The organism is Bradyrhizobium sp. USDA 372 (genome assembly GCF_053629095.1).
Genome location: NZ_JBRJHR010000001.1, coordinates 4,737,764 through 4,761,753, shown reverse-complemented (window position 1 = coordinate 4,761,753; position 23,990 = coordinate 4,737,764). Strand labels below are relative to the sequence as shown.

Below are 23,990 nucleotides of genomic sequence, written 5' to 3'. Positions count from 1 at the left end.
ATGAGGCTGGAGGGGGCGGCTCAAGAGCCGCCTCCTGGTGGCAGAAATGCAACTCGGGTGGGTGTGGAGAGTCGTCCCGCTGTTCGGGTAGCTAACCTTGACCAATCGGCGGTGCTCGGAAGTCTGCAAGGCCTGCCGTTGGGACGAAAGGCCAGCCGGGTACTATGGATGATCTGTCGAGAATTCGCATTGACGGTGCCAAACTGCCGATCTGGCTTCGCATCGTCGTCGTCCTGGCGCTAGCACTGCTGGCCGCGGGCGCAAGCCTGTTCGCGTATCGCTGGTACGTCCAACCGGTGACGCTGTCGATCGCGGTTGGGTCAGTGGATGGCGACGCCCCCAAAATCGTGTCGGCGCTGGCGAGCAGGCTTGTCCTCAACAACGCGCCGGTCCGGCTGAAGGTGGTGGAGACGACCGGCCCAATTGAATCCGCGGAAGCGTTTTCCTCCGGCAAGACGGACCTTGCTGTGGTCCGCGGTGATGTCGGCGACCTTTCACAAGCGCAAGCCATCGTCGTCCTCGCCGAGGCCGTTGCGCTGCTGTTTGCACCGCCGGGATCCACGATCAAGGACATGGCTGGCCTAAAGCGCACAACAATAGGGGTGGTTGCGGGCGAGACCAATGAGAAGATCGTCAGCGTATTGACAAAGGCATATGACCTCGACCGCGCCAACGTTGCTTTCAAAAGTGTCGCGCTCGACCAGGTTCGCCGCACCCTCGACACAAAGGAAATACGTGCCGTCCTTCTCGTCGCGCCGCTGAGCGAGAAGTACGTATCATTGGTGCGAGGTCTATTCCCGCAGACTCCGAAGAGCGCACCGGTCCTGATTCCGATCGAGAATGCCGGTGCAATTGCCGAGAAGGAGCGCGCTTACGAGAGCTTCGACATCCCAAAGGGAACACTACGCGGATCCCCTCCCGTTCCTGAGGACGACGTGACCACTTTGAAGGCGTCCTTCTACATCGTCGGCAAGAAGAGCCTGGACAACGATATGATCGCCGACTTCACGCAAGCCATTGCACGCGCTCGCAGAGACGTTTTGGCCGAATTGCCGGTTCTCGCGCAGTTCAAGGCGCCCGATACTGACGCCGGCGCCTATCTCCCCGTTCACCCCGGCGCCGCAGAGTTCTACAACGGTAGCCAACTGAGTTTCCTGGACAAGTGGAGCAACGCCATCTTCCTGGCGCCAATGGCGCTCGGCGCGCTTGCCACGATCCTTGCGGCGGCATGGCAGTTTCTTAGATCCGGCGATCTCAAGCCGAGAGAACCCGCGCTGGATTTGCTCTATGCATTGGGGAGACGAATAAGGCACGCCGAGAACGAAGCGAATTTGTTGGAGATCGAGACTGAGATCGACCAGGTACTGAGCGCGCAACGCGCCAGAGCAGATGCGGACGTATCCACCCTCGATACGGCCACGCTAAACGTTGCCGCACATCGGCTCGAGAACCTCATACAAGATCGTCGCGCGGCACTCGGTGCGCGACCTCCCGGGGAAGCGCACAATGCGAAGCGGGCAGCGCTCGGGCCAGTATCGAAGGACAGTTAGCGCACGGGACAGGTGAGTGATCTGGGCAGGCTGGGCGAGTATCGCAGATCGCCGCCTATCGCGTACCCCGGAGCAATGGCCCCCGAGCCACACGCACCGCGACGCGAACCTTGACTTATCTCAAGCCTCTCAGCGACCGATGCTGCCAGCTTTTCGAGCGGGGCCAGTGCCAAGGAAGGATCGAATGATCCGATTGATCGCTGTTCTCGCCTTCACCTTGTCGGTTCTAACATCGGCGCACGCCATGGGGCCTGCACCGCTCCCTTCGATCGAAAATGATGAGATTACGCAAATCGCGGCCGCCTGTGGTCCGGGCAGGACGCGAGTCAACGGTGTATGTGTGGCAAGGACGACCATCCGTCAAACCCGCCGAGCGGTTCGCAGGTGTGTGCGTTGGCAGGGTGGCGTTTGCGCTCTGTACGAGTGAAGGCTGCCAGTGTGTTTCGCCGGACCCCAACATAGCGAGCACCTCGAGCGCGGTGTGGCTAGGGTCAAGCGGGCAGCGGGTATCGCAGGCCTTTGCAAGGCTGGCGGGTCATCCGCCATCGGATCTGACCGGAAGCCATCGCGGCCGGACTAAACCGACGCGCTTGCCCCAAACGAGACATCACTGGAATTGAGAACGACAATTATGCGGGTCCGTCCCCACCATAAAATTGGGCCTCTTTGATCACTGAGGGAAGCAACTGGCCGGATAATTTGGCCCGGTGGCGGGCGGCGAACATTGGCCCGCGGGCGGGCTGCAGCGGCGCGAACTGTGCGAGGCCAATGGGCGCCGGCAGGTCATCGTAGATGGCCTCCATACCGCCCCGCATGAAGTAAGTTTCATGCCAGAAGCCAGTGCCGCGCGATGACTTCAAAAAATCCTGCCACCATTGGCGGTGCGGTATCGAACGGGACCACGCCTCCAGCGCATCAAAGTCGCGCCAATATTGTCGCATGCCAAGGTGCAACGGAAACAAGGACATGATGAAATTCTCATGCAGGAGAAGCCCTTCGGGCCGCTTGTCGACTGCGTCCTGAATCTGCGGACCCAAGCCGAGCAAGGTTCTGATCCCGGTCCACGCATTGACGCGCATCCCGAGATAGATCACGACCAGATCGGGAAACGACGAAAGGTCGACAGTTTGTCGTTGGACTGCGCCCTTCATTCTGACCTCCTGACGCATAATTGCGTCCGCCATGGATGGCCGCGAGCTCCGCCTATAACGACGGTGGTCGTGTTGCGCCCGAAGAGTTCCTGCAAGCCATCGCGTGCACCTTGCAAACCGCCGACGAATTTGGATCAGGGGCGGCACCTCGTGCTGACGGAGCATAAGGGCCATCCGGTTCGAACGCATGTCAGGCAGATCACATCACGCAAGGTAAGCGAGTTCCGCGATGTCAGCAAGGTCGGCTTCCCGCCCATCTGCGAAGTTACGTGGGGTCTGACGAAGGTCCGCTCCTCGCGGCAGAGCAATCCCCGCGCGTGCGGGAGCGCGAGAGCCGGCGGACGCATGACTTATTATCACCACGCTTTTGCGTGCTCGCGGAGACTGGGTCTTGTTCTCCAAAGGAGTTGGGAGCGAAGGTCAGCTTGCAGTGAGACAGATCGCTCGGCCTAAAGATAAGGCTCGGCGTTCCCTTGCCGAGCCTTCTATTTGTCTATCCGTCGACTCCAATCAGACAAAGGCGATCTTTACTTCACTTGGCGGCTATCACACGGCAAACGGCCCGTGTTTCTCGGTCGTAGCGATCCGGCTGTTTCAGGACAGCTGCACAGCGACGCAACACCCGCTGCTGCTCTGCGACCTCCAATGTCGCGAAGGCTGTGCCGACGTTGGCAGGATTGAGGCCTGCCAATCCAGAGCTGTTGTTTCCATTGGCAACGCCATTATTTGAAATGCCCACGGCTCCCGCGGCACCAGGACCAATGCCAACAGTGCCAAGCCCGCCGGTGCCGAGCCCCCCAGTACCTACGCTGCTAGAACCGACGCCAACTCCCGCGCCTGCCCCACCAACTCCTGCAACACTCGCACCTGCGCCAGCTCCTGCCGCGCCCCCGCCGACACCCACGCCCCCCGTAGCGCCAATTCCGCCAGCTCCGGCGCCCACGCCGGCACCCACGCCACCATCGCCCACTCCGGCGCCGGCACCCGCGCCAACGCCCCCAACTCCGGCACCAACACCGGCGCCGACGCCACCGCTACCCACTCCCGCACCAGCACCTGCACCTGCACCGACACCTCCAACACCGGCGCCAACACCCGCGCCCACCTGGGCTTGCGCGACTGGTGCTGCTGCGGACAATGCAACGCAGACCGTGGCTGCATAGAAAAGCTTCATTCGCATACACGCCTCCATGAATTCCCGGCGCCCGCAAAGGGACGCCTGCAACAAGATTCTTGTCCAAGAGGAAGCGATGATTTGTGGGTCCGTTCCTCAACCGGCTGCAAGTAGGTTAACGGGACGAAAAGAGCAGTCTGAGAATTTTTGCGATTGCGGAACCAGCGCGCAGCCGCGAGGCTGTCGAGTTCGCAATTCATCTCGTCGCTTTTGGGGAAGCGTTTGGTGGCTCACGCGCGGCTTCGTAAGCTCCGCTTTATGTGCCGTGCTAGACCTCAGCTCGGAGCGCCGCGAGGTCAGCGGTCGGGGCGTGACCCGCCAAAGTTATGACTGGTCAAGGCAGCCTTTGACCCGAAGCGGGCTTGCGCTGCACCGGATGCGCCCGACCGCTGGTCAAAACGGCGCTTTCGACCCGAAGGCGTCATCGACCAGACGTCTAATCGGCCCTTCAACTCACCTGTGTGCCCTTGTGTTATTGTATCCCTTCCGAGAACTCGATGGAGGTAAGGATGGACATTCGATCGAAATTGACGGCGCTGTGTGAAGCGTTCAACGCGCACGACTTGGATTCCATCATGGAGTTCTTTGCTGACGATTGTGTCTTGGAGATGCCGAGGGGAAGCAAGCCTTGGGGCTCCCGCTTCGAGGGCAAACGCAACGTACGAGACGGGCTCGCCACGCGCTTTGAAGGCTTACCGGATGTTCACTACGGCGACGCCGAGCATTTTGTGGATACGATGGCAAACACGGGCATTTCAAAATGGACGCTGACGGGCACGACAGGCGAAGGAAAAAAGATCGAGGTCCGAGGATGTGACTTTTACACTTTTCGCGCGGACGAGGTGATCCGAAAGGACTCGTATTGGAAGATTGTTGAAGGACCTTCGTCAGCCTGACGACGCACATGTCCGAATGTGGCCCATCGCTTCCATTAGGGCGTAGCCGCGAGTTGTCCGGAGTCGGCGGTAAAACGGAAGCGCTCGACCGCTGGTCAAAACGGCGCTCATGACCCTTCTCGGACATCAGCCCGGCCCGGTGACATGCGATTCAGGCTATTCCGGCCCTTCCTGAATGATGGTTTGGACCGATAAGATACCCTTCTTGACCCTTTGGGGACGGATATGGCGCGGCCATCAAGAACGGGCAGCAAGACGAGCCAGGCGAAGACCCGCAAGGGCCGCAAGACCACCAAGAGCAAGCGCCGCATTGCGCCAGCGGCCAGCCGAGCGAACCGTCGTTCGGTCGCCGGTCCGAGCAAAGACCTGAAGGAGGCCCGCGAGCAGCAGGCGGCGACGGCCCAAATATTGAGGGTCATCGCAAGTTCGCCCGACGATGTACAGCCGGTATTCGAGGCGATTGCGATCAGCGCCAACAGGCTGATTGGCGGTTTCTCTACGGCAGTGTTTCGATATATCGACGGCATGCAACACCTAGAGGCGTTCACGCCGACAAATCCGGTCGCTGACGAAGCATTGCGAGCTTCGTTCCCGCGGCATCTCACAACGTCTTCGGCGCCCTTCGAGTTGCTGCGTAATGGCAAACCAATGCAGATTGTCGATACCGAATCCTCGCCAAACATACTGGCCAGGGATTTGGCGCGATTGCGCGGCTTTCGCAGCATGTTGTTCACGCCGTTGATGAGCAATGGGGTGCCTATCGGCTTGATCACCGTGACGCGAGTCGAGACCGGTTCATTCGCCGACCATCATGTGCAATTGCTACAGACCTTCGCCGACCAGGCGGTGATTGCGATCGAGAACGCGCGATTGTTCAATGAAGCGAGGGAAGCGCTGGAGCGGCAAACCGCGACGTCGGAAGTGCTACAAGTCATATCCAGTTCGCCTGGCGGACTTGGGCCGGTGTTCGAGGCCATGCTGGAAAATGCCGTGCGCATCTGCCGTGCCAGTTTTGGGACGCTGCTCCTATACGAAGGCGACAGGTTGCGGCGGGTGGCGCGAATGGCCGCGCAAAACGTGCCGCAATTGTACGCGCCCGACCAGGAAACGCCGCCACACTTCATCGCGCCGTTTGATGGGGCGCCTTCGCTGGGGCGCCTCGTCGAGACCAAGGCGCTGGTTCACATTGCCGATATCGCCACAGAGCATCCCGACGATCTGATCTACAAGGTCGCCGCAGCCCGCACCGTTCTGATTGTGCCGATGCTCAAGGAGAGCGAGCTTGTCGGTGGCTTTGCTGTCTACCGCAAGGAAGTGCAAGAGTTCAGCGACAAGCAGGTCGAGTTGCTGGAACATTTTGCGGCACAAGCGGTGATCGCCATCGAAAACACACGACTGCTCAAGGAGCTGCGGCAGCGAACCGACGATCTCTCGCAATCCCTCGACGACCTCCGCGCCGCACAGGACCGCCTGGTGCAGACCGAAAAGCTTGCCTCGCTCGGCCAGCTCACCGCGGGCATTGCGCACGAGATCAAGAACCCGCTCAACTTCGTCAATAATTTCGCAGCCCTTTCAGCGGCGTTGACCGAGGAGTTGAACGAGGCCCTCAAGCCCGCCGAACTCGCCGACAAGATCCGCACCGAAGTCGATGAGCTGACGGCGCTTTTGAAGAGCAACCTCGAAAAGGTCGTGCAGCACGGCAAGCGGGCCGATTCCATCGTCAAGAACATGCTGCTGCACTCACGCGAGGGACCGGGCGAGCGCCGCCTCGTCGACATCAATGCCCTGGTCCAGGAGAGTCTCAATCTCGCCTACCATGGCGCGCGCGCAGAGAAGTCCGACTTCAACATCACGCTCACGCAGAACCTCGATCCCGACGCAGGCGAAATCGAGGTATATCCGCAGGAGATCACGCGCGCGCTTCTCAACGTGATCTCCAACGGCTTCTATGCCGCGACCAGGCGCAAGTCCGAGGCGGGAGACGAGACCTTTGAGCCTGTGCTGAGTGCGACCACGAACAACCTTGACGATAAGGTCGAAATTCGCATCCGCGACAACGGCGCCGGGATTCCGATCGAGGTGAAGAAAAAAATGTTCAATCCCTTCTTTACTACCAAGCCAGCTGGCGAAGGCACGGGGCTCGGTCTGTCGATGACCCATGACATCATTGTCAAACAACACGGCGGAACCATCGATGTCCAGAGCGAGCTGGGTGTGTTTACCGAGCTCATCATCACGCTGCCGCGATGACCTCTTTTGGCCCGAAGGCGACGACCGCGGTCTCGGCCGGAACGTTCGCACTTGAAGCCAGACCGGAAATGCTTCAGGCCCGCCGGAAACGACACGCTTGACCCCTAGCCGACCCTACGAGCCTCTCCCGCCAGCGGCCGCTGGTGACCCAAAGAGGGACAGATCGAGTTGCGAGGCAGCACGCTGCTCTCGTTCACCACATTTAAACCTTAAGATTCTACCAAGAGTACTGACCCACAGGCCGCAGGACCATGCCAACAGCCTTCGTACAGAAGCCATCGGTGGACTTCGGGCAATGAAGGTCTGGCAGACCAGCTGCATCGTGGCTGTTGTCGCATCCGCAGGACTCTATCTGGCCGCCGGTAACAGGCCGGCCGCGACTTTGCCGGATGTCGTGCCGGAAGCGGCAGCGAGCATACCGGCTGCGCGCATGGCGGCTCCCGCGAACATGGTGACGCCTGCGGTGTACGCTGAGGCATCCGCCAGACTCGCGGCAGCGCTTCGGGCAGAAAGCGCAGAGCTCGGCGCGGTGACGTCAGCAGATTCCGGGCCGCCACGCACCGAAGCCGAGATCGTCGACGAACCCGTCGCGCCGAAATTGGCGTCGTTGGGACAGGATGTCGTCCAACCGCTGCCGCCGGAACGCGATGCGTCCAACGATGCTCCGAAAGCTGCGTCGACGCCAGATTTCCGTTATCTGGTCTACTACGTCTGGTCCGAACTGCCGCCCGCCGAGAAACCGGCGGAGATCGTCCTGCGTGCGTTCAAGGACATTCCGGTCGGAACGCCGACTGAGGAGATCAAGCGCGCTGCCGACGCGTTTGGTCTCGATTTCAATTTCATGATGGCGGTTGCCAAGATCGAATCCGGTTTCAACCCCAATCAACGCACCGGGTCGTATATCGGGCTGTTTCAGCTGAGCCATTATGAGTTCGGCAAGTTCGGCTTCGGGCAGATTCGCAGTCCGCGAGATAACGCCGTTGCGGCCGCCTACAAAATCATTGCCGAAGGCGTCCAATTCGAGTGGATCACGCGCCGCAAGCCGGACATGAGTGATCTCTACCTGATCCATCAGCAGGGCTGGGAAGGCGCCGCCGAGCACATCAGCAAGCCCGCTCGCCTCGCCTGGAAATCCATGTGCGCCAGCAGCGAAGGCAAGGAGAAGGGTGAGCGGTGGTGCAAACGCGCGATCTGGGGCAATGCACTCCCGGCCTTCAAGCGCACCTGGAAATCGGTCGACAACGTGACGTCAGAGGCGTTCGTCGGCATGTGGCGCGGCCGGGTCGCCGAATTCTACACGAAATACGTGGCGACTGCTGCGGCGGCGGCAAGCCAATAATTTGAAGCTTCACTAACTTGACGGGTTGCAGACCCCAGCGCTTACGGTGGCAACAAGTCTGCCGCGCACATCGCGAAGGCGGGTCGCTTTGGAGTGCCTATGAGGCTGCGCCGCCTCGGCGATGCCAACTGTTCCGTTTGATGGAACCATCGGCTGCTTCGGACATTACGCGAAACATTTTTCACCCCACTAACTTAAGTTAATCGTGGGGCCTAATCGAAAGGTCTCGATATGGAACCAGCCAATCGAATATCGGACCACATCGACCGTAAGACGGCCCGGTCGATCTGCGACGAGGTGGGCGACAGGTTGCAACAGCATTTGCTTCACGAAGCCTCGCCACTGCCGTCCTACCTCGAACGTCTCGTCGATGAATTGCGCGAACGGGAGCGTCATCAAATGGACGGCGTCGGCGCGCCCGCTGACCGTTTCCTTCACGCCGCGCGGCGATAGTCGCGGGCTGACCGCCGCAGAACTTTGGCACGGCCCTAAGTTTCGTTTCTTGGCTTTCGCGCGGACTGTTCTGCAGAACAAGCCCAGGTCGTGCGGCGTTATAGTCCGATGCAGGACGAACTTCTTCAGCGGGCGGACAAGGCGATTGCAGCGAGCGAACGGCTCGTCGATGAGCTGTACGCAGCGATGGAAAAGGCAAGGAAGCTAGACGAGCAGCTTCATTGTATCCACCAGCGCCGGATTGCGGACGAGCTGTCCAGGAAGCAAGGCAGGCCGCCTCAATTGGTGGCCTCCTTCGCTGGTAGGCAACTGGAAAGTTGCAAGCGTCGCGATCCGAGCGGTCGAACCTCATCGCACTGGCTCGGGAACACCTGAAACGCCGCTTGGCTCCGAATAGGTTCCCGGCGCGTGTTCCTGGGATTACCTGCAGAACCTAGAGCTCTCCAGCGTCGATACCCTCAATGGTCCTGATGATGTGCTTCCTGTACTCCTGCATCTCTTGGAGAGTACGGCGGAAAGTTTCCAGCATTTGCTCCGCCAACTCCGTGTTGTGACCACCTTCGCGTAGCCGCTCGATCTCGATCAGCTGATGTCCGATGGACCGTTCTGCGACGGCGACGTGACGATCAGCCTCTGCAAGATGCTGAACCTCGGCGTTGCGGTCCAAGGACATGCCGTTCTCCCAATCTGTTAGGAAAGTGAAATCGAACGGCCGAAGTTCCCGAAGCGACCATTTCCCCCTAGAAGAGAGGTCGCCCGCGCCAGGCCGGGGGAAGCGTCGCAATCGGTTCCATGTTCCAAAAAGGCTTGCGAACGCCTATTTTCGATACAAACAAGGTTGCCCGCACCGAGCCAAGCGGCAAGACGCGCTGAATAACGGGTCGAGACATGACGATCGCCACTCGCCAACCGAACTTCCGGTCGCCCGCTGCTGTGATGGCCGAAGCACAGAACGTGTGGCGGCGGCTGTTCGAGCATTCGCCTCTTCCGATACTGGTCCTTGCGCCGGACTTGAGAATAGTCGACGCCAACGAGAGCTACCTCCGCGAGGTCTCGCGCTCGCGGGAGACGCTGGCAGGTCTGGACATGTTCGAGGCGTTTCCGGACAACCCACTTTGTGCAGCGGCGGATGGCGTTCCAATCTGAGCGCGTCGTTCGAGACCGTGCTGCACACAGGGCGGGGACACGTTATGCCTCTGCAGCGCTATGACATCCAACCCGATGGACGACCATGGCAGGTACGTTATTGGTACCCGAAGAATTGGTCAGTCCTCGATGACAAGGGATCAACAGTCGCGCTGGTTCATCATGTTGCCGACGCGACCGCTTCCGTCTTGCGCAGAAAGACATTGCCGCTGCCTTCGTCATCCCGCTCGTCAGAGGATGTCTTGCAACGGGCCGACGAGGCGATTTGGGAAGCGCGAGAGCTGGTGAGGCAGACTCACGAGAGCATTCTGGCATGCCGCGCAGGCATGAAAGCGAGAAGCTAAAACCCCCCGCTCGCAGCCCCACCAGTTGGTCCCTGCGCACCAGCGCCCGGCACCGGCAAGGCCGCCGGCACCAGGCGTCCGATTCGCCCCGGCGGCGAGACGCAGCGGTTCACGACCAAGGGTTTGCGGGTGATGAAGTCGCGGGGCTGCTCGCCGGCTACAGCGCGAGCACGACCTCGCCCGACACCGCGTCCGTCACACCGCGTCCATTGCCCTGGTCCTCGAGCACGGACCTGAAGCTGTCGAGGGTCTTGATCATCGCGGAGCGTGCCGCCACCAGCGCATCCTGGCTGGACCACGTGCCGATGAGGCAGAAGGTCTGATCACCGGTCCTGATGATGACGCCGTGCTCCAGCCCCGGCCATTTGGCCTTGCCGTCCCGGTGCGCATCGAGGAAGGCGCCTTCCTCGCCGGGCTTCACCTTGAACTTGACCACATTGTAAACCTGCATGATGCGTCTCCGAAAAATGAATGGATGAAAATGCGAGCGCCGGACCAGATCGGGTTCGGACAGATACTTTTGCACCCCCGTTACAAAAAGTCGAAAACAACCCCATGCACAGTAGCCGGATGCAGCAAAATCAACGGCTTAGTGCGCGACGAGATGGGATGGCTTCCCGCCGCGGCCCTGGCCGCTCGCGCGAAGCACGATCTGATCGAATGATTGCTGCGCGTCCTGCTCATTTTACGAAACCGTTGCACCGTCGGGCAGAACAGGGGCAAGATGGCAGCATTGGAAGTAGCAGGATGGACGAGCCCCTTCCGCTGCTTCCGGTGCCAGCATCCCTGGGCTTCACACCTTGCGGAACCAAGCGACGTGCCCCGCGTTGCTGCGGTGCTCTTGAAGGTGACGCCGCCAAGACCCGGTCGCCTTGCTGAGCCAATCAAGGCGGGAAGCCAGGCGAGCCAGACCAGATGCGTCGTATCCGACTCGTGATCGCAGATCGCCGTCCGATCGTCTTGCAGGGTTTTGAGTCGCTATTTGCGACGGAGCGTGACTTCGAGATCGTTGCATCCTGCACCAATGGAGCCGAATGCCTCGAAGCCGTCCGGACGTTGACGCCGGATGTCGCGCTCGTCGAGGACGGATTTTCCGACGTGACGGCGTCTGGAATGCTCGCCGCCGTCAATGCCGAGAGCCTTGCCACACGGCTGGTCTTCTACACCGCATCGATCGCCCGTGGCGATCTCGCGGCGGCCATCGCTGCCGGTGCCTGCGCTGCTATACCGATGCGCGAAGAGCCGGAGAACCTGTTGCAGTCGTTGAGGCTGGTGGCGCCGGCCGCAGCCCGCAAAACCGGTCATGGCGCCTTGGGCGAAGCACTGACGGACCAGGAGCACAAGATCATCCGCCTGGCCGCCAGCGGCATGTCGAACAAGCAGATTGCGCGCCAGATCAAGGTCGCCCCAGCCAGAGTTGAGGCGCGTATCGAAGAGATATCTGCGCAGCTTGGCATAAAGAACCGGACGGAACTCGCAAGGTTCGCCCTGTCGCGCCTTTACGGCGGCGTCGGCGTGCTTGCAGCTCTGATTTGGGCCGTGCTCGACGACATTCAATCCGCAAACGCGACCGCAGTCGACCATGCGGATGCCGATAACGTCACGATCATGACCGCCGACGGCACCGGCGCGGTCGTGACCATCAAGATCAGCCCCCAAAAAACGTCTGCTGCTTCGGAGAAAACGGCCAAAGCCGTCGGCAAAGTCCTCCGGTTGGAGCATTCGTCGGCTGACATGCCGATGCGGGCGAGCAAGCTCATCGAATCCCGAGCCGATATTGCTGGCAGCACGATCACAGTGCCGACACTCAACCCTTCAAGGCCGGGCTTGAGCAGCGCCGGCGCGCTCATGATGACGGCGGTCGGCCTCTCGATCTACGAACTCCTCAGCCGTCACACCCAGGCGTCCACCGTTTGGGACAGCCCGAGCGATGTCTTTGCGTGGGCTGACGCGAACGCCCGCAGCGAGTTGGTCGCCCTCAATAGTCCCGGCAGGCCCGACTTCAACGGCTTCGACGGCCTGCCCTGGCTTGATTCCGACAGACACCATGAATCATTCGCCTTCGAGGCTGCCTCAGGCGATGCCATGGCCAGAGCCGACGAAGTTCAGATCATCGATGCGGCCGCGCGCGAGGACAGCTTCCGCGGCAGCGATAACCCTCACATCGGATCCGGTGCCGTCGACGCACTGAGTGATCATGGCGGCGTCGAGCAGGCGGCCGCAGCAGACTCACGCGATCATGAACAATCGCAACGCGAGTTGCACGTTTCGGAAGACGGCGCAGCAGCAGGCAAGCCGCATGCCGAGCACGAGCCACCGGGTCACGATCCAAGTCACAGGCAATCGGAGCGTGACCTGCACGCTTCGCAGAACGGCGCAGCAGCCGACAAGCAGGATCCAACCGGACACGACTCCAATCCTGGGCAACTGCGTCACGCTTCGAAGGACGGTTCCGCAGCTGCCGAGCAGCATGTCAAGAATGATGGACCGGGAAGCCACGCCAATCCCGGCCAGTCGCAACGTGACTCGCAACAGACCCATTCAGACGCTTCCACGAAGCTGCATCCCGAGCCGAGCCAAGAGGCTCGCGGCAACGACCAAGCGGAGCATGACGCCGGTCCGGCACAAACGGCTGCCTCGCCCAGGGCCGGAGATTCCTTCCATTTCAAAAACGATATGCCATGGGCCAAGGATTCGGATCATCGTGCGAATGGCTACGGCGCCGACACGGCCGAACATGGTCCGCCCCGAGGCGGACATGCTGATCTGGCGCTGATCCCGGATGCAGACCTGATTGGCCCGTCGCGCGCGGAGCAAAGCGCAGTTGATCACACACGAGGCGTCGAGCACCATCCGACGCATGATTTCTTTGTGTAGCTGGTTCGACGCCTCGCGCAACCGGCATCGGTGCGGACATTCAACAGAAGCCTCGAAGTTCCATTCACGAAATTCCGGCCCCGCGCGCGCAGCGCGAGCCCGGAACGATTTTTACCGAAGGTTGTGAGGTAACCACCGCTCGCGGAGACAAGATCGTTCGGGTGGAAGTCTACTTTGGGATATGCCTCACAAAGTTCCGAAGGCGGCTTTATCGAAAATGCCGGCAAGGGTCACGCTTAGCAGGATGCCGGTCTAGCAACCATCACCAACGCGGCTCTGGCATTTGTCCGTGTCGAGGCAACGCTGGCGATTTTCATGCTAACGCAGCTTCTGCTGTTCGCGACGGACGCGCTCTCTCTTGCGAGTCATGGTCCGACTACGATAACCGCCACCTGGTTCTAGAGCGTTAGCCCGGAGGATGGGTAGAGCGCCAGCGAAACCCGTCAATTCCTCCGCCTGTCGCGAGGCTTGATGCGGTTTCGCAAGGGCTCAATCCACCCGACGTGCGTACTGTGCCTCGCCGAGGGACGGCGCTCAACCCGGACCTCGGCTGCATTTCCGCGCAAGCGCCTGATGCAATCCGAAGCAAACTTTGGGCTAAAACAACATACGATTCACATATGTTGATGCTGGAACAACGTCGGCGGATTTCAGTCGCGATTGCATCATTTTCCCGATTGGTCCACCGCCGGGCCATGATCCAAGCCTGTTCGAAAGCTTGGTTTGGGGGTTACACGACATGCATGAACATCATGACCTAGCGGCTGACGCCGCTGTGCTGCTGCATGAGCGTGTGGAACAGCTCACGTCTCTGTTGTCCGAACTGGAAAGTCTTCGCGCCCGCGTGCTTGCGGCGGAGCGTACCACCACGACCGAAATCGCTCCGGTCCGAGCGCGGGCGCCATCGCGGCACGCGCCTTCTTCAATTTCTCCGGCCGCTACATCGGCTTGGAGTTGTGCCGTTTCACGATGATGGCGTTAACCATCGTCAACGGGTGTTTCGAAGTTTCTTAAATCTTGCCGGGTACCTCTCCTGGGTATGACGACCTGGGAAGAGACATGAGCAAGCGGGCCAAACGCCGGAAGGTCGAGACGATCGCACTGCCGATGGCCGCGCGCGTTGGAATTGGCGCCGTGGCCGTCGCCGCGTTGGGGTACGGCCTGCTGGCTCGCCCCGGAAGCGTGCAACCGGTGCGGAAGCCGTCGGCGCCGCAGGCGATGGCATCGTCAAGTCCGGTCTACGTGGCACCTCCGGCTCCTGCAGCAGCGCCCGCGCCGGCTGCGATTCCGGCTCCGGCGCCGCTGGTCGAGCCGCCCAAGGCCGACGCCGACGTTCCCGGCGCCTTGGTCCGGCAGGTGGTCGACTATTCCAGCCACCAGGCGCCGGGCACGGTGATCATCGATACCAAGAACACGTTCCTCTATCTCGTCCTGAACGACACGCAGGCGATGCGCTACGGCATCGGTGTGGGCCGCGAAGGTTTCGCGTGGTCCGGCGAGCAGACCGTGGCGCGCAAGGCAGAATGGCCGGATTGGCGTCCGCCTGTGGAGATGGTCTCGCGTCAGCCTTATCTGCCGCGGTTCATGGCGGGCGGGCCCGGCAATCCGCTCGGCGCCCGGGCGATGTATCTCGGCGAGACCGAATATCGCATTCACGGCACCAACAAGCCCGATACGATCGGCAAGCGAGTGTCGTCCGGCTGTATCCGGCTGACCAATGAGGACGTCAGCGACCTCTATGAGCGGGTGAAAGTCGGCGCGAAGGTGATCGTGCTTCCGACGAATGCGGCCCGTCGACCATCCCAGGGCGCGCCGCCCGACGCAGCATCCCGACCGCCGGACGCGGCCTCGCCATCGAACCGGCCGTCGGCAACCAATGCGCAGATGCCGTCACCTGGACCGAAGATCGCCGAGGTGCAGTAGTTCGCGATCGCCGCGCTCGGCCTGCAATCGGGGACAGGGCGGCACTTCAAGTTGTCACTTGAAGTCAGTCGTTGGGGAAACGACTATCGACTCGTCGCCGCCATTGATTTCGAGAAGAGCATCGTGTGGATCAAATGGATCGGCACGCACCGAGACTACGACAGGATCAACGTAAGAGAGGTTCGACATGGCGAGGACTGAGATCAAGCCGATTCGGACGAAGCGGGATTATGAGGCCGCCCTCAAGGAGGTGGAGCGCCTCTGGGGCGCAAGGTCGGGCACACCAGAGGGTGACCGGCTGGATGTGCTCGCGACGCTGATCGATGCATACGAGGCTGAGCATTACCCAATGGATCCACCCGACCCTATTGAGGCCATCAAGTTTCGGATGGAGCAGCAAGGGCTCACGCGGCGGGACCTGGAAGAGATCATTGGGACGCGCACCCGCATCGCCGAGGTTCTGAACCGAAAACGCGGGCTATCGATCACGATGATCCGGCGCCTTCACGAGCGCCTTGGCATCTCCGCAGACGTCCTGATCAGGCCTAGTCGAAAGAAGACGGCCTAGTGAACGTGACGGCGGCTTGAGGTGAGAGCGCCCGGGAGATCTGGCTCCTTCGCAATATCTTTACCCGGACCGAGTCTCGCCACACCGGCCGATGGTCGCTAGATTGCTTCCATGAAAAAGATCGGATTCCTCTCCTTCGGGCACTGGACGCCCTCGCCGCAATCGCGGACGCGCTCGGCGGCGGATACGCTGCTGCAATCGATCGAGCTGGCGGTCGCGGCCGAACAGCTCGGGGCCGACGGCGCCTATTTCCGCGTCCACCATTTCGCGCGGCAGCTGGCCTCGCCGTTTCCGCTGCTTGCGGCGGTCGGCGCCCGGACGAGCCAAATCGAGATCGGCACGGCCGTGATCGACATGCGCTACGAGAACCCGCTCTACATGGTGGAGGACGCCGGCAGCGCCGATCTCATCGCCGGCGGGCGGCTGCAGCTCGGCATCAGCCGCGGCTCGCCCGAGCAGGTGATCGACGGCTGGCGCTATTTCGGCTATCGGCCGGCCGAAGGCCAGAGCGATGCCGACATGGGGCGGCGCCATGCCGAGGTCTTCCTCGACCTCCTGCGCGGCGAAGGTTTTGCCGAGCCCAACCCGCAGCCGATGTTTCCCAATCCGCCGGGGCTGCTGCGCCTGGAGCCGCATGCGCAGGGCTTGCGCGAGCGGATCTGGTGGGGCGCCGGCTCGAACGCCACCGCGGTTTGGGCGGCGAAGCTCGGCATGAACCTGCAGAGCTCGACGCTGAAGAACGACGAGACCGGCGAGGCCTTTCACGTGCAGCAGGCGGCGCAGATCCGAGCCTACCGCGCGGCGTGGAAGGAAGCCGGTCACAACCGCGAGCCCCGCGTCTCCGTCAGCCGCAGCATCTTCGCGCTGATCGACGATCGCGACCGCGCCTATTTCGGCGGCGAGCGCGGCAGCGAGGACCAGATCGGCTTCATCGACCCGCACACCCGCGCGATCTTCGGCCGCAGTTATGCGGCCGAGCCGGACGCGCTGATCGAACAGCTGCGGCAGGACGAGGCGATCACCGAAGCCGATACGCTGCTGCTGACGATCCCGAACCAGCTCGGCGTGGACTATTGCGCGCATGCGATCGAGGCGATTTTGACGCATGTGGCGCCGGCGCTGGGATGGCGGTGACTGCGGTCGGCGAGCCAGGCAGTCGCACATAACATCTTTGAGCGGCCTGAGCGCGCGCCTCGTCCTTCGAGACGACCGCTTTCAGCGGTCTCCTCAGGATGAGGCTAAGCAGCATCGGCGTCCATTGAAACTGTTGCCACGTACTCAGTCCTTATCCTGAGGAGCCCGCATCAGCGGGCGTCTCGAAGGATGGCCGAGAGAGATTGCCAATCGTCCGCCCGCCTCACCCCGTCTTCGTCCCCGTGATGACGGCCAGTGCCTCGACGAGGCGGTCGAGATCGGCCTCGTCGGTGAAGAGCGCCGGCGTCACACGGATGCACTGGCCTTTGGCGACGCCGGCGCGGCGCACCGTCATGATCCGGTAGCTGTCGCGAAGCTTCGCAACGATGGCCTCGTTGTCGGTCTTGCCGGTCTTGCCGGCGAGGCGGAAGGACGTGATCGCGCCATATGAGCCGGCTTCATCCGGCGTCAGGATCTCGATGTCCTTGAAGCCGCGGACGCGGCTCACCCAATAGTCGCGCAAGTGGCGCAGGCGCGCCTGCTTGGCCGCCGGGCCGATCTCTTGATGCAGCGCCAGCGCCGTCGGCACGGTCAGCACCGTGGCGAAATTGACCGTGCCGGTATGCACCCGCGAGCGGATGTCGCTTTCCGGAAAATCCTCGTCACCCATGTCGCGATCGATGGCCGAAAGGCGGTCCTTCCTGATGTAGAGGAAGCCGACGCCGAGCGGCGCGCCGATCCATTTGTGCAGATTGAAGCCGACGAAATCGGTCTCGAGCTCGCTCACCCGGAAATCGAGCTGTCCCCAGGAATGGGCGGCATCGACGATGGTGTCGATGCCCTTGGCCTTGGCCATGCGGGCGATCTCGGCGACCGGCATGACGAAGCCGGTGCGATGGCTGACATGGGTCAGGAGCAGAAGCCGCGTCCTCGGGTTCGCCTCGATGGCGCGGGCATAGGCGTCGAGCACCGCCTGGCGAGTGGCGGGCTCCGGCACGTCGAACTTGACCACGTCGACGCCGCGGCGCGCCTTCAGCGCGTTCATCGCGTATTGCATCGAATCATAGTCGAGGTCGGCATAGAGCACGCCGTCGCCCGGCTTCAACCTGTTGTAGCCGCCGATGAGGAGCTGAAGCGCTTCGGTCGCGCCGCGTGTGAGCGCGATCTCCTCCGGGAGCGCGCCGACCGCCTCCGCCACCTTGGTGCGCACGGCCTCGAAATCCGTGCCCGCACGCAGCCGCGCGTAATAGGTGTTCTGATAATTGACCATGTCGGACTGGCGGATGAACTCGCGCCTGACGGGCTCGGCCATGATGCCCCAATAGCCGTTCTCGAAATTGACGATTTCGGGCGTGACGGCATAGAGCCCCTTCACGGCCGCCCAATAGGACTTGTCGGTGGCGATCGCGGCCGCCGAGCCGGTCGGCTGCGGCGGAAGGCTCGCGGCGGCAAAGGCCGGCGCCGCAAGCGGCGCCATTGCCGCGGCCGCAAGGCCCTTGAGCATCGCGCGGCGGTCCGCCGAAATCGTCTTGATCAGTTGCATGTCAGCTCTCCCCAGAGCGTCTTCGGGCGAAGCGGCGTCGGGCTCGCGTCAAGAAAACGCATCAACAACAATCCGGAGCTCGGTCCCGATGTCATCGGAACGGAGCCCTGGCGCGCCGGGAAAAGAGCAACGGACGATGCAGCTAAGATGACCGGAGCATGACAATGCGATGATCGCGCAAAGGAGATTGCAGGATCAGGCTGCCGCCCGCTTTGTTGCCGCTCGCGCGTGCTCCGCGAACGGGATCGGACGGTCTGCAGAAACGCCGGGCACGAGCGGAACGAGCTCGTCCACCGCGCTCTCGACCCGATTGCGGCCGAGCGACTTCGCCGTGTAGAGCGCCTTGTCGGCGCGCTCGCACAGCGCCTCGATGCCGCCGGGCGCGCTGTCCGCATGTGCGAGGCCGACGCTGACCGTGGCTGCGATCACGACATCGTCCACGACGCGCGCGATTGCCGCGAAGCTCTCGCGGACGCGCTCGGCGACCGCGATCGCCGCCTGCCGGTCGGGCCCGCTGACGATCGCGGCGAACTCCTCGCCGCCGAGCCGGCCCGCAACGCCGCCTCGCGGCAGATTGGCGGACAGCGTCTGTGCGAACAAGCGCAGCACGCGGTCGCCCGTCGCATGCCCATGGGTGTCGTTGATCGCTTTGAACAGGTCGAGATCGAACAGCAGGAACGCGATCGTCCCGTTTGCAGGTGACTTCAGGCTCTGCTCGCCGGATTCCAGGAAGGCGCGGCGGTTGGCGAGACCGGTCAGCGCGTCCGTCATCGAGGCGCGCTTGTGCGCGAGCTCGCTCCGCTCCTTGGTGAGCGCAAGAAACAGATAGTTGATGGCGATGAAGTAGAGCAGGGTGAACGCGCTTACGATCGCGAACCAGAACGATTGCAGCGCCTCGAAGCGCGTGACCGGCGCCGCGGCGAGGGGATGCGCCACGTGGAGCGGAATACGCACGAGAAACAGGGCGCCGCCGAGCGCGGTCAGCACGATCAGCGGCCACCGCGACAGCAGCGGCTCGGCGCGGCCGGTCCACAGCACGTAGGCGCAGCCGAGCGAATAAGAGCCCATGGCGACCGAGACGATGATCAAGCGCGCCGTGGCGGACTCGTACAGTGCCGGGATCTGACAGGTCACAATCCATGTCGCCGCGCCCGCGAGCAGGAGAAGCGGGCTCGTCCGCCGGCCTTCGAAGCAGCGCGCCCCCTCCAGCATTAGAGCGCAGGCCGTGAACAGGACGGCGTAGGCGAGATCGAGCGACAAGGCGTCCGGGATCACGCCGCGCAGGCAGAGCAGGCCAAGCGCGGCCGCCATGACCAGCACGGCGCCACCCCACCACGCAAGGGCGCTAACCGCGCGATTTTGCAGCCACGCGAAAAGCGTCAGGGCGCCGAGCAGCACCATGACTGCCAGCATCAGCACGTAGATCGTGGGGACATGGAGCAGCGGCATGATTCTCACCTGTCACCGGTGGCTATACCAAGCCGCCGCTACGATTTGCTTGCGATGATTGGTAAACGTGGTCGTAACGGCCGGGGAATCAGGCCTTAGCGCAGGCCAGGGAGGCGGACGCGCCGAGCATTCCGCAGTCCATTGAGTCTGACGCTCGCGGCGAACAGACAGACGACGACGTCCTCTCCAGGCAGATGAACGGCGGATGAATGAACGCGATGGCTTTGCGCGTCGCGGAACTGACTCAAGGCCGCACCAACACGTCAACGTGTCTGGCACAAGGAACGTTTGCGCGATTGCCAATTTATCCCGTGCCTGATTGGCGATTTGATTTTGGAAACCCTGGAGGAAAATGGACATGAGGATCCTGAAGCTCTCTGCGGCTGCGGCCGCGCTGCTGGCCGGCACGGCGCTCGCTGTTGCGCAATCGAGCTCGACGGTCGGCACCGGCGGTTCATCGGCCGGCGGCGGCACCAGCTCTTCGACGGTGGGCACCGGTGGCTCTTCGGCTGGCAGCAGCGGGTCGGGCTCTGCATCGACGCTCGGCACCGGCGGCTCGTCCGCGGGCGGCGGCACCAGCTCTTCGACCGTTGGCACCGGTGGTTCGGCGGCCGGCAGTGGCTCGGGCAGCGGCTCGGCCTCGACGCTCGGCACCGGTGGCTCGTCGGCCGGCGGCGGCAAGAGCTCGTCCAGCGTCGGCACCGGCGGTTCTGCGGCGGGCAGCGGCTCCACCGTTGGCCAGTCCGGCGCATCGAAATCGCCCGGCATGAGCGACGGCAAGTCCGGCAGCCACGCCAGCGACAGGGGCCTCGAGAAGGGCAAGGGCCACAACAAGGACGAATGGAAGAAGGACAAGAACTAGTCCGACCCGGGGAGCGGCACGCGCCGCTCCCTTTCGTCTATGGAGGAGGAGCCGCAATGAACAAGGCAATCGTTGCGATCACGGTGCTCGCCCTGACGGCGAGCGCTGCATCGGCAGAGACCATGGAAAAGACCGGAAAGACGAGCTCTGGCGAGACCTGCAAGGTCAAAGTGGAGAAGCACGCAGACGGCAGCATCACCGCCGCCGGCGCATCGAGCTCGGGCACGACGGGCTCGACCGCATCGAGCGGTTCACTTTCGAGCTCGAGCTCGGCCGGCGGATCGTCGGTCCATGTGCAAGCGGGCGGCGGCCACGTCTCGAGCTCCTCGTCGACGGCGGGAGGACCTGGCTCAACCAGCGCCAGCACCATCACCGTCAACGGCTGCACGATCTCGACCTCGTCGCCTTGAGACAAGTTGCCATCGAACAGAGGATTGAAACATGAGAACACTCGTTACGACCTCGGCGGTCGCGCTTCTGCTTGCCGCCACTTCACCAGTGCTGGCGCAGACCAGCATCACCGGCGGCAGCGGCGGCTCGGCCGCAGCGGGCGGCACCTCCGCCTCCACCGTCGGCACCGGCGGCACGTCCACCTCGGCGACGGGCCGCACCGGCTCCTCGATCGCCGCCGGCGGAAGCGCGGCTGCCGCCAGCGGCAAGACGCAGACCGGCGTCAGCATGAACAAGGGCAACGGCCCGGTGCTCAACTCCAACGCCCGCGCCCAGGCTCATGACGGCGGCACGTTCAGCCGCTCGCACACCCGCACCAAGGTCAAGGCCGGCGAGCAAGTCGGCTCGACCACCAAGACGATGTCGCATACGCCGGGTTCGAAGCCGACCATGTCGACCACATCGACGACCGCGCGCTAGACGCAAATACGCGCGGCTCTATTCCTCACGACCTGCTGCCCGGCGTGCCCGGGCAGCTCTTTTTCGTCTTGTGACTTTTCCGTCTTGTGAGCCGGCTCAACCAGCACGCAGGCTGCGGCTGATGCGGGTCACGACGGCATCCCATCGCTGCTTCTGGGCGGCTGGATAATTGATCAGCACGCAGTGCACATAGCCCCGCGAGAAATTGCACCGGTCGTACCAAATCTTGTCGCGCTTGATGCTCGAGACCACGAAGAAGTTCGACGTGATCCGCTTGTAAATGATCCCTGTCGGCGGATTCTTCCGGGCCAGGAATTCGGCCGGCGACAGGCCTTGCTGGTTCTCGACGGCCTGAACGGTGAGGTCCGCACTGCCGTCGTGGCTGCGAAACTGCTGCCCATATCCGTCGGGCTTCCCGGCCGGCTCGGTAAAGATCGAGGTGGGAATGTCGACCGAGGTTGCGGATTCCGGGATGCGGTACGCCCTCCAGCCGTTTGCCGAGGCAAATGATGATGTCGCACAAAGCGCGATGATTGCGGCAATCAGTGTCTTCATGTTCGCCTCGTCACTTGCGCGGCGCCAGCTGCAGCTCCATCAGGGCGATCCTTTGCAGGTCGGCAACGTTCCGCTCGCCTGCGCTGGCGGTGCGCAGGATGGATTCGGCGAGCGCGTTGACGTGCGAGGAATGCACGGGGTCCGGCAGGGTCGCAACGGCAGCTTCCAGCGCGGTCGTCATGATCTCGATCACCTCGGGAGAAAATTCGGCGTTGGAAAAATTCTTCATCGCGTGCTTCGGCCGCTTGTGCGGGTCCTGTTCAACGCCGGGAAAAAATGGAAGTTCCTTGATAACGCGCGGTCCAAGCACGGGGCGAGCAGAACCGTTGGCGCGCCGGCAGCCTACGTGACGGGCTGGAAGCCGGTGAGCCGAACGGGCTCGGCATCCTCGTTCGCAACTGTCTGCACCCTCACATGGCTGCCGATGACGAGGCCGGCGAGCGAGAGCATCAGGCCCAGCGCGAGCGGCGCGAACAGGGCCTCTTCCTGAAACAATCCGTTGAGTACAACGACCAGGACGCCGAAACCGGCAAGGCCCTGGGTCAGATATCCGGAGGAGGCGTACAGGCGCCAGGCCTTGAGGGCCATCGCAAAATAGAAGGCCAGCGGCACGAAGGCCGCGATTCCCATCTGGTACAAGAGAACGCCGATCGCGCTTTCGACCGCGCCGTCGATCGTGCCGGCGGCCTGCGCAGCGCTCCAGTCGATGGAAAAATAGCTCTCCGACAGATTGCCGCCGATGCCGAGGCCACGGCCGTAAGGTCTCTGCACGAATCCGTCGAGACCGCCCATCAAGCCGATGACGTGATAGTCGCCGATCTGCAGGCCGAGGCGGATCGCCAGGATCGCAAAGGCGATCATGCCGGCGAACCCCAGCAACAACGTCGCTACGGCACCGATGAGGCGAGTCCCGATCCAGCCCGCAGCCACGAAGACGACGGTGATGAGCGCTCCCTTCACGCTGCAAAAGACCAGCAGCGGCAGGGCTGCCAGGGCGAGCAGCGGGCGTCCGACCGAGAACAGGAACAGGGCGAGAAAGCCGATCCCATAGGCGAAGCTGATCGGGTGCATGTTCGGACCGTTGATGCGCAGCATCTTCGACAGGCCGAAGCCTTCGAGCAAAGGCGTGTTCAGGAAGTCGAAGCTGAAACGATCCTTGAGCGTGACCGGCACGTTGCCGGTCTGCCGCATCTGGGCCTCCCAGACGCCGGAATGGGTCGCCTTGAGCTCGTCGAAGCCCCAGAACGTATGGCCGTTGGTGACGGCCAGCCAGACATCGCGCAAGACCAGCTCGACATAGCCGCACAGCATGAGGATGACCGCGAGCGCGACCAGGAACGGCGTGATGCGCACCTCAAAGGTTGCCGCGGTCAGGAGCGACAGCTGAAACAGAAACAGCGGCAGGACGATGTTGCGCAAATAGACCGCCGCCGGCTGTCCATCCTGGACGAACCCAATCGCGAAATAGAGCGAGACGACTGCGAGGGTGAAGACGCCCCAGCGCATGATCTGATTGATTTCCCTCGACTGACTCCTGCGGCCGAGCACGTAAAGCCCGAACGTCGCCAGCCACATCACGGAGCAGACCAGGAAATTGTAGCCCTTGATGAAGTCGAGATCGGACGGAAGCGGGACCAGCGGCGACAGCACGGAGACGAACAGGTTCTGGAAGAACAGGACGAAGATCGCGACGGCCGGCGCGGAGGTCGGGACCGCAACGACGATGGCGATGCCGATCAGGACCTCGACGGTGATGGCCAGGGCCGGATTGGCGAGGTGCAGAACCGGCGCAGAGCCGATCGTCGCGATGGCGACGCAGAAGGTCACGGCCAGCTCGCGCCAGGCCGGAGGCGACGGCGCGGTCTGCACGCTGTGGCCTTGCGGTGAGTACCCGGCGCTCATCAAT

The 23,990-nt window shown here is 62.6% G+C and carries 23 protein-coding genes; 13 read left to right on the top strand and 10 right to left on the bottom strand.

Annotated features, from left to right (window positions below; all coding sequences use genetic code 11):
* Positions 1 to 164 precede the first annotated feature (164 nt).
* Complete coding sequence (locus AB7M16_RS22445; RefSeq protein ID WP_453945259.1) at positions 165 to 1,550, top strand: TAXI family TRAP transporter solute-binding subunit; 1,386 nt, start codon at positions 165 to 167, stop codon at positions 1,548 to 1,550.
* A gap of 629 nt (positions 1,551 to 2,179) precedes the next feature.
* On the opposite strand, the gene AB7M16_RS22440 is transcribed toward AB7M16_RS22445, so the two are convergent.
* Positions 2,180 to 2,701, bottom strand: a complete 522-nt coding sequence (locus AB7M16_RS22440; RefSeq protein ID WP_453945258.1) for a DUF4188 domain-containing protein — start codon at positions 2,699 to 2,701, stop codon at positions 2,180 to 2,182.
* A gap of 804 nt (positions 2,702 to 3,505) precedes the next feature.
* Positions 3,506 to 3,793, bottom strand: a complete 288-nt coding sequence (locus AB7M16_RS22435; protein ID WP_453945257.1) for a hypothetical protein — start codon at positions 3,791 to 3,793, stop codon at positions 3,506 to 3,508.
* 591 nt (positions 3,794 to 4,384) lie between these two features.
* Between AB7M16_RS22435 and AB7M16_RS22430 the strand changes: the two genes are divergently transcribed.
* From AB7M16_RS22430 to AB7M16_RS22415, 4 genes are all read left to right on the top strand, one after another.
* The gene (locus tag AB7M16_RS22430; protein ID WP_036035076.1) at positions 4,385 to 4,771 is read left to right on the top strand and encodes a nuclear transport factor 2 family protein; all 387 of its coding nucleotides are present in this window, start codon (positions 4,385 to 4,387) and stop codon (positions 4,769 to 4,771) included.
* 225 nt (positions 4,772 to 4,996) lie between these two features.
* On the top strand, positions 4,997 to 7,021 hold the full coding sequence (locus tag AB7M16_RS22425) for a GAF domain-containing protein (RefSeq protein WP_453945256.1): 2,025 nt from the start codon (positions 4,997 to 4,999) through the stop codon (positions 7,019 to 7,021).
* A gap of 295 nt (positions 7,022 to 7,316) precedes the next feature.
* Positions 7,317 to 8,360 carry a transglycosylase gene (locus AB7M16_RS22420; protein ID WP_453945255.1) on the top strand — a complete coding sequence of 348 codons (1,044 nt, stop codon included), beginning with the start codon at positions 7,317 to 7,319 and terminating at the stop codon, positions 8,358 to 8,360.
* A 231-nt stretch (positions 8,361 to 8,591) separates the two neighbouring features.
* Entirely contained in the window at positions 8,592 to 8,813 is a 222-nt protein-coding gene (locus AB7M16_RS22415) for a hypothetical protein (RefSeq protein ID WP_271505482.1), read from the top strand.
* A gap of 433 nt (positions 8,814 to 9,246) precedes the next feature.
* Here the strand turns inward: AB7M16_RS22415 and AB7M16_RS22410 are convergent, their stop codons facing one another.
* Positions 9,247 to 9,486, bottom strand: coding sequence for a hypothetical protein (locus AB7M16_RS22410; RefSeq protein ID WP_172786744.1), 240 nt, complete (start codon positions 9,484 to 9,486; stop codon positions 9,247 to 9,249).
* A gap of 215 nt (positions 9,487 to 9,701) precedes the next feature.
* Between AB7M16_RS22410 and AB7M16_RS22405 the strand changes: the two genes are divergently transcribed.
* The gene (locus tag AB7M16_RS22405) at positions 9,702 to 9,959 is read left to right on the top strand and encodes a PAS domain-containing protein (protein ID WP_453945254.1); all 258 of its coding nucleotides are present in this window, start codon (positions 9,702 to 9,704) and stop codon (positions 9,957 to 9,959) included.
* Positions 9,960 to 10,460: 501 nt separating this feature from the next.
* Here AB7M16_RS22405 and AB7M16_RS22400 read toward each other — a convergent pair.
* Positions 10,461 to 10,754: a DUF718 domain-containing protein gene (locus AB7M16_RS22400; RefSeq protein ID WP_157283331.1), complete on the bottom strand. Its 294-nt coding sequence runs from the start codon at positions 10,752 to 10,754 to the stop codon at positions 10,461 to 10,463.
* Positions 10,755 to 11,218: 464 nt separating this feature from the next.
* Between AB7M16_RS22400 and AB7M16_RS22395 the strand changes: the two genes are divergently transcribed.
* The 5 genes from AB7M16_RS22395 to AB7M16_RS22375 all read left to right on the top strand — a co-directional run bounded on the left by AB7M16_RS22395 (position 11,219) and on the right by AB7M16_RS22375 (position 16,805).
* Complete coding sequence (locus AB7M16_RS22395) at positions 11,219 to 13,180, top strand: LuxR C-terminal-related transcriptional regulator (protein WP_453945253.1); 1,962 nt, start codon at positions 11,219 to 11,221, stop codon at positions 13,178 to 13,180.
* Between the two features lie 1,059 nt (positions 13,181 to 14,239).
* The gene (locus AB7M16_RS22390; protein ID WP_453945252.1) at positions 14,240 to 15,103 is read left to right on the top strand and encodes a L,D-transpeptidase; all 864 of its coding nucleotides are present in this window, start codon (positions 14,240 to 14,242) and stop codon (positions 15,101 to 15,103) included.
* Positions 15,104 to 15,154: 51 nt separating this feature from the next.
* Positions 15,155 to 15,304 carry a type II toxin-antitoxin system HigB family toxin gene (locus AB7M16_RS22385; protein ID WP_453945251.1) on the top strand — a complete coding sequence of 50 codons (150 nt, stop codon included), beginning with the start codon at positions 15,155 to 15,157 and terminating at the stop codon, positions 15,302 to 15,304.
* Positions 15,291 to 15,671, top strand: coding sequence for a helix-turn-helix domain-containing protein (locus AB7M16_RS22380; RefSeq protein WP_453945250.1), 381 nt, complete (start codon positions 15,291 to 15,293; stop codon positions 15,669 to 15,671). The genes AB7M16_RS22385 and AB7M16_RS22380 overlap by 14 nt, the downstream gene beginning before the upstream one ends.
* A 111-nt stretch (positions 15,672 to 15,782) precedes the next feature.
* Positions 15,783 to 16,805 (top strand): LLM class flavin-dependent oxidoreductase, encoded by a 1,023-nt coding sequence (locus tag AB7M16_RS22375; protein ID WP_453945249.1) that lies wholly within the window; start codon positions 15,783 to 15,785, stop codon positions 16,803 to 16,805.
* Positions 16,806 to 17,028: 223 nt separating this feature from the next.
* Here AB7M16_RS22375 and AB7M16_RS22370 read toward each other — a convergent pair whose 3' ends face one another.
* Together AB7M16_RS22370 and AB7M16_RS22365 are read right to left on the bottom strand one after the other, a co-directional pair.
* Entirely contained in the window at positions 17,029 to 18,348 is a 1,320-nt protein-coding gene (locus AB7M16_RS22370; RefSeq protein ID WP_453945248.1) for an aminotransferase class V-fold PLP-dependent enzyme, read from the bottom strand.
* Positions 18,349 to 18,543: 195 nt separating this feature from the next.
* A complete protein-coding gene (locus AB7M16_RS22365; RefSeq protein ID WP_453945247.1) occupies positions 18,544 to 19,797 on the bottom strand; it encodes a diguanylate cyclase in 1,254 nt (417 codons plus the stop codon).
* A gap of 358 nt (positions 19,798 to 20,155) precedes the next feature.
* Here AB7M16_RS22365 and AB7M16_RS22360 point away from each other — a divergent pair, with 358 nt between their 5' ends.
* Positions 20,156 to 20,659 (top strand): hypothetical protein, encoded by a 504-nt coding sequence (locus AB7M16_RS22360; protein WP_453945246.1) that lies wholly within the window; start codon positions 20,156 to 20,158, stop codon positions 20,657 to 20,659.
* A gap of 37 nt (positions 20,660 to 20,696) precedes the next feature.
* Here the strand turns inward: AB7M16_RS22360 and AB7M16_RS22355 are convergent, their stop codons facing one another.
* Entirely contained in the window at positions 20,697 to 21,074 is a 378-nt protein-coding gene (locus tag AB7M16_RS22355) for a hypothetical protein (RefSeq protein ID WP_439365514.1), read from the bottom strand.
* 26 nt (positions 21,075 to 21,100) lie between these two features.
* On the opposite strand from AB7M16_RS22355, the gene AB7M16_RS22350 reads away from it, so the two are divergent.
* Positions 21,101 to 21,529, top strand: coding sequence for a hypothetical protein (locus tag AB7M16_RS22350; protein WP_212259576.1), 429 nt, complete (start codon positions 21,101 to 21,103; stop codon positions 21,527 to 21,529).
* Positions 21,530 to 21,625: 96 nt separating this feature from the next.
* Here AB7M16_RS22350 and AB7M16_RS22345 read toward each other — a convergent pair whose 3' ends face one another.
* From AB7M16_RS22345 to AB7M16_RS22335, 3 genes are all read right to left on the bottom strand, one after another.
* Positions 21,626 to 22,084, bottom strand: a complete 459-nt coding sequence (locus AB7M16_RS22345; protein ID WP_172786733.1) for a hypothetical protein — start codon at positions 22,082 to 22,084, stop codon at positions 21,626 to 21,628.
* A gap of 10 nt (positions 22,085 to 22,094) precedes the next feature.
* On the bottom strand, positions 22,095 to 22,313 hold the full coding sequence (locus AB7M16_RS22340; protein WP_025032458.1) for a hypothetical protein: 219 nt from the start codon (positions 22,311 to 22,313) through the stop codon (positions 22,095 to 22,097).
* A 113-nt stretch (positions 22,314 to 22,426) separates the two neighbouring features.
* Positions 22,427 to 23,986: a hypothetical protein gene (locus AB7M16_RS22335; protein ID WP_453945245.1), complete on the bottom strand. Its 1,560-nt coding sequence runs from the start codon at positions 23,984 to 23,986 to the stop codon at positions 22,427 to 22,429.
* Positions 23,987 to 23,990 lie beyond the last annotated feature (4 nt).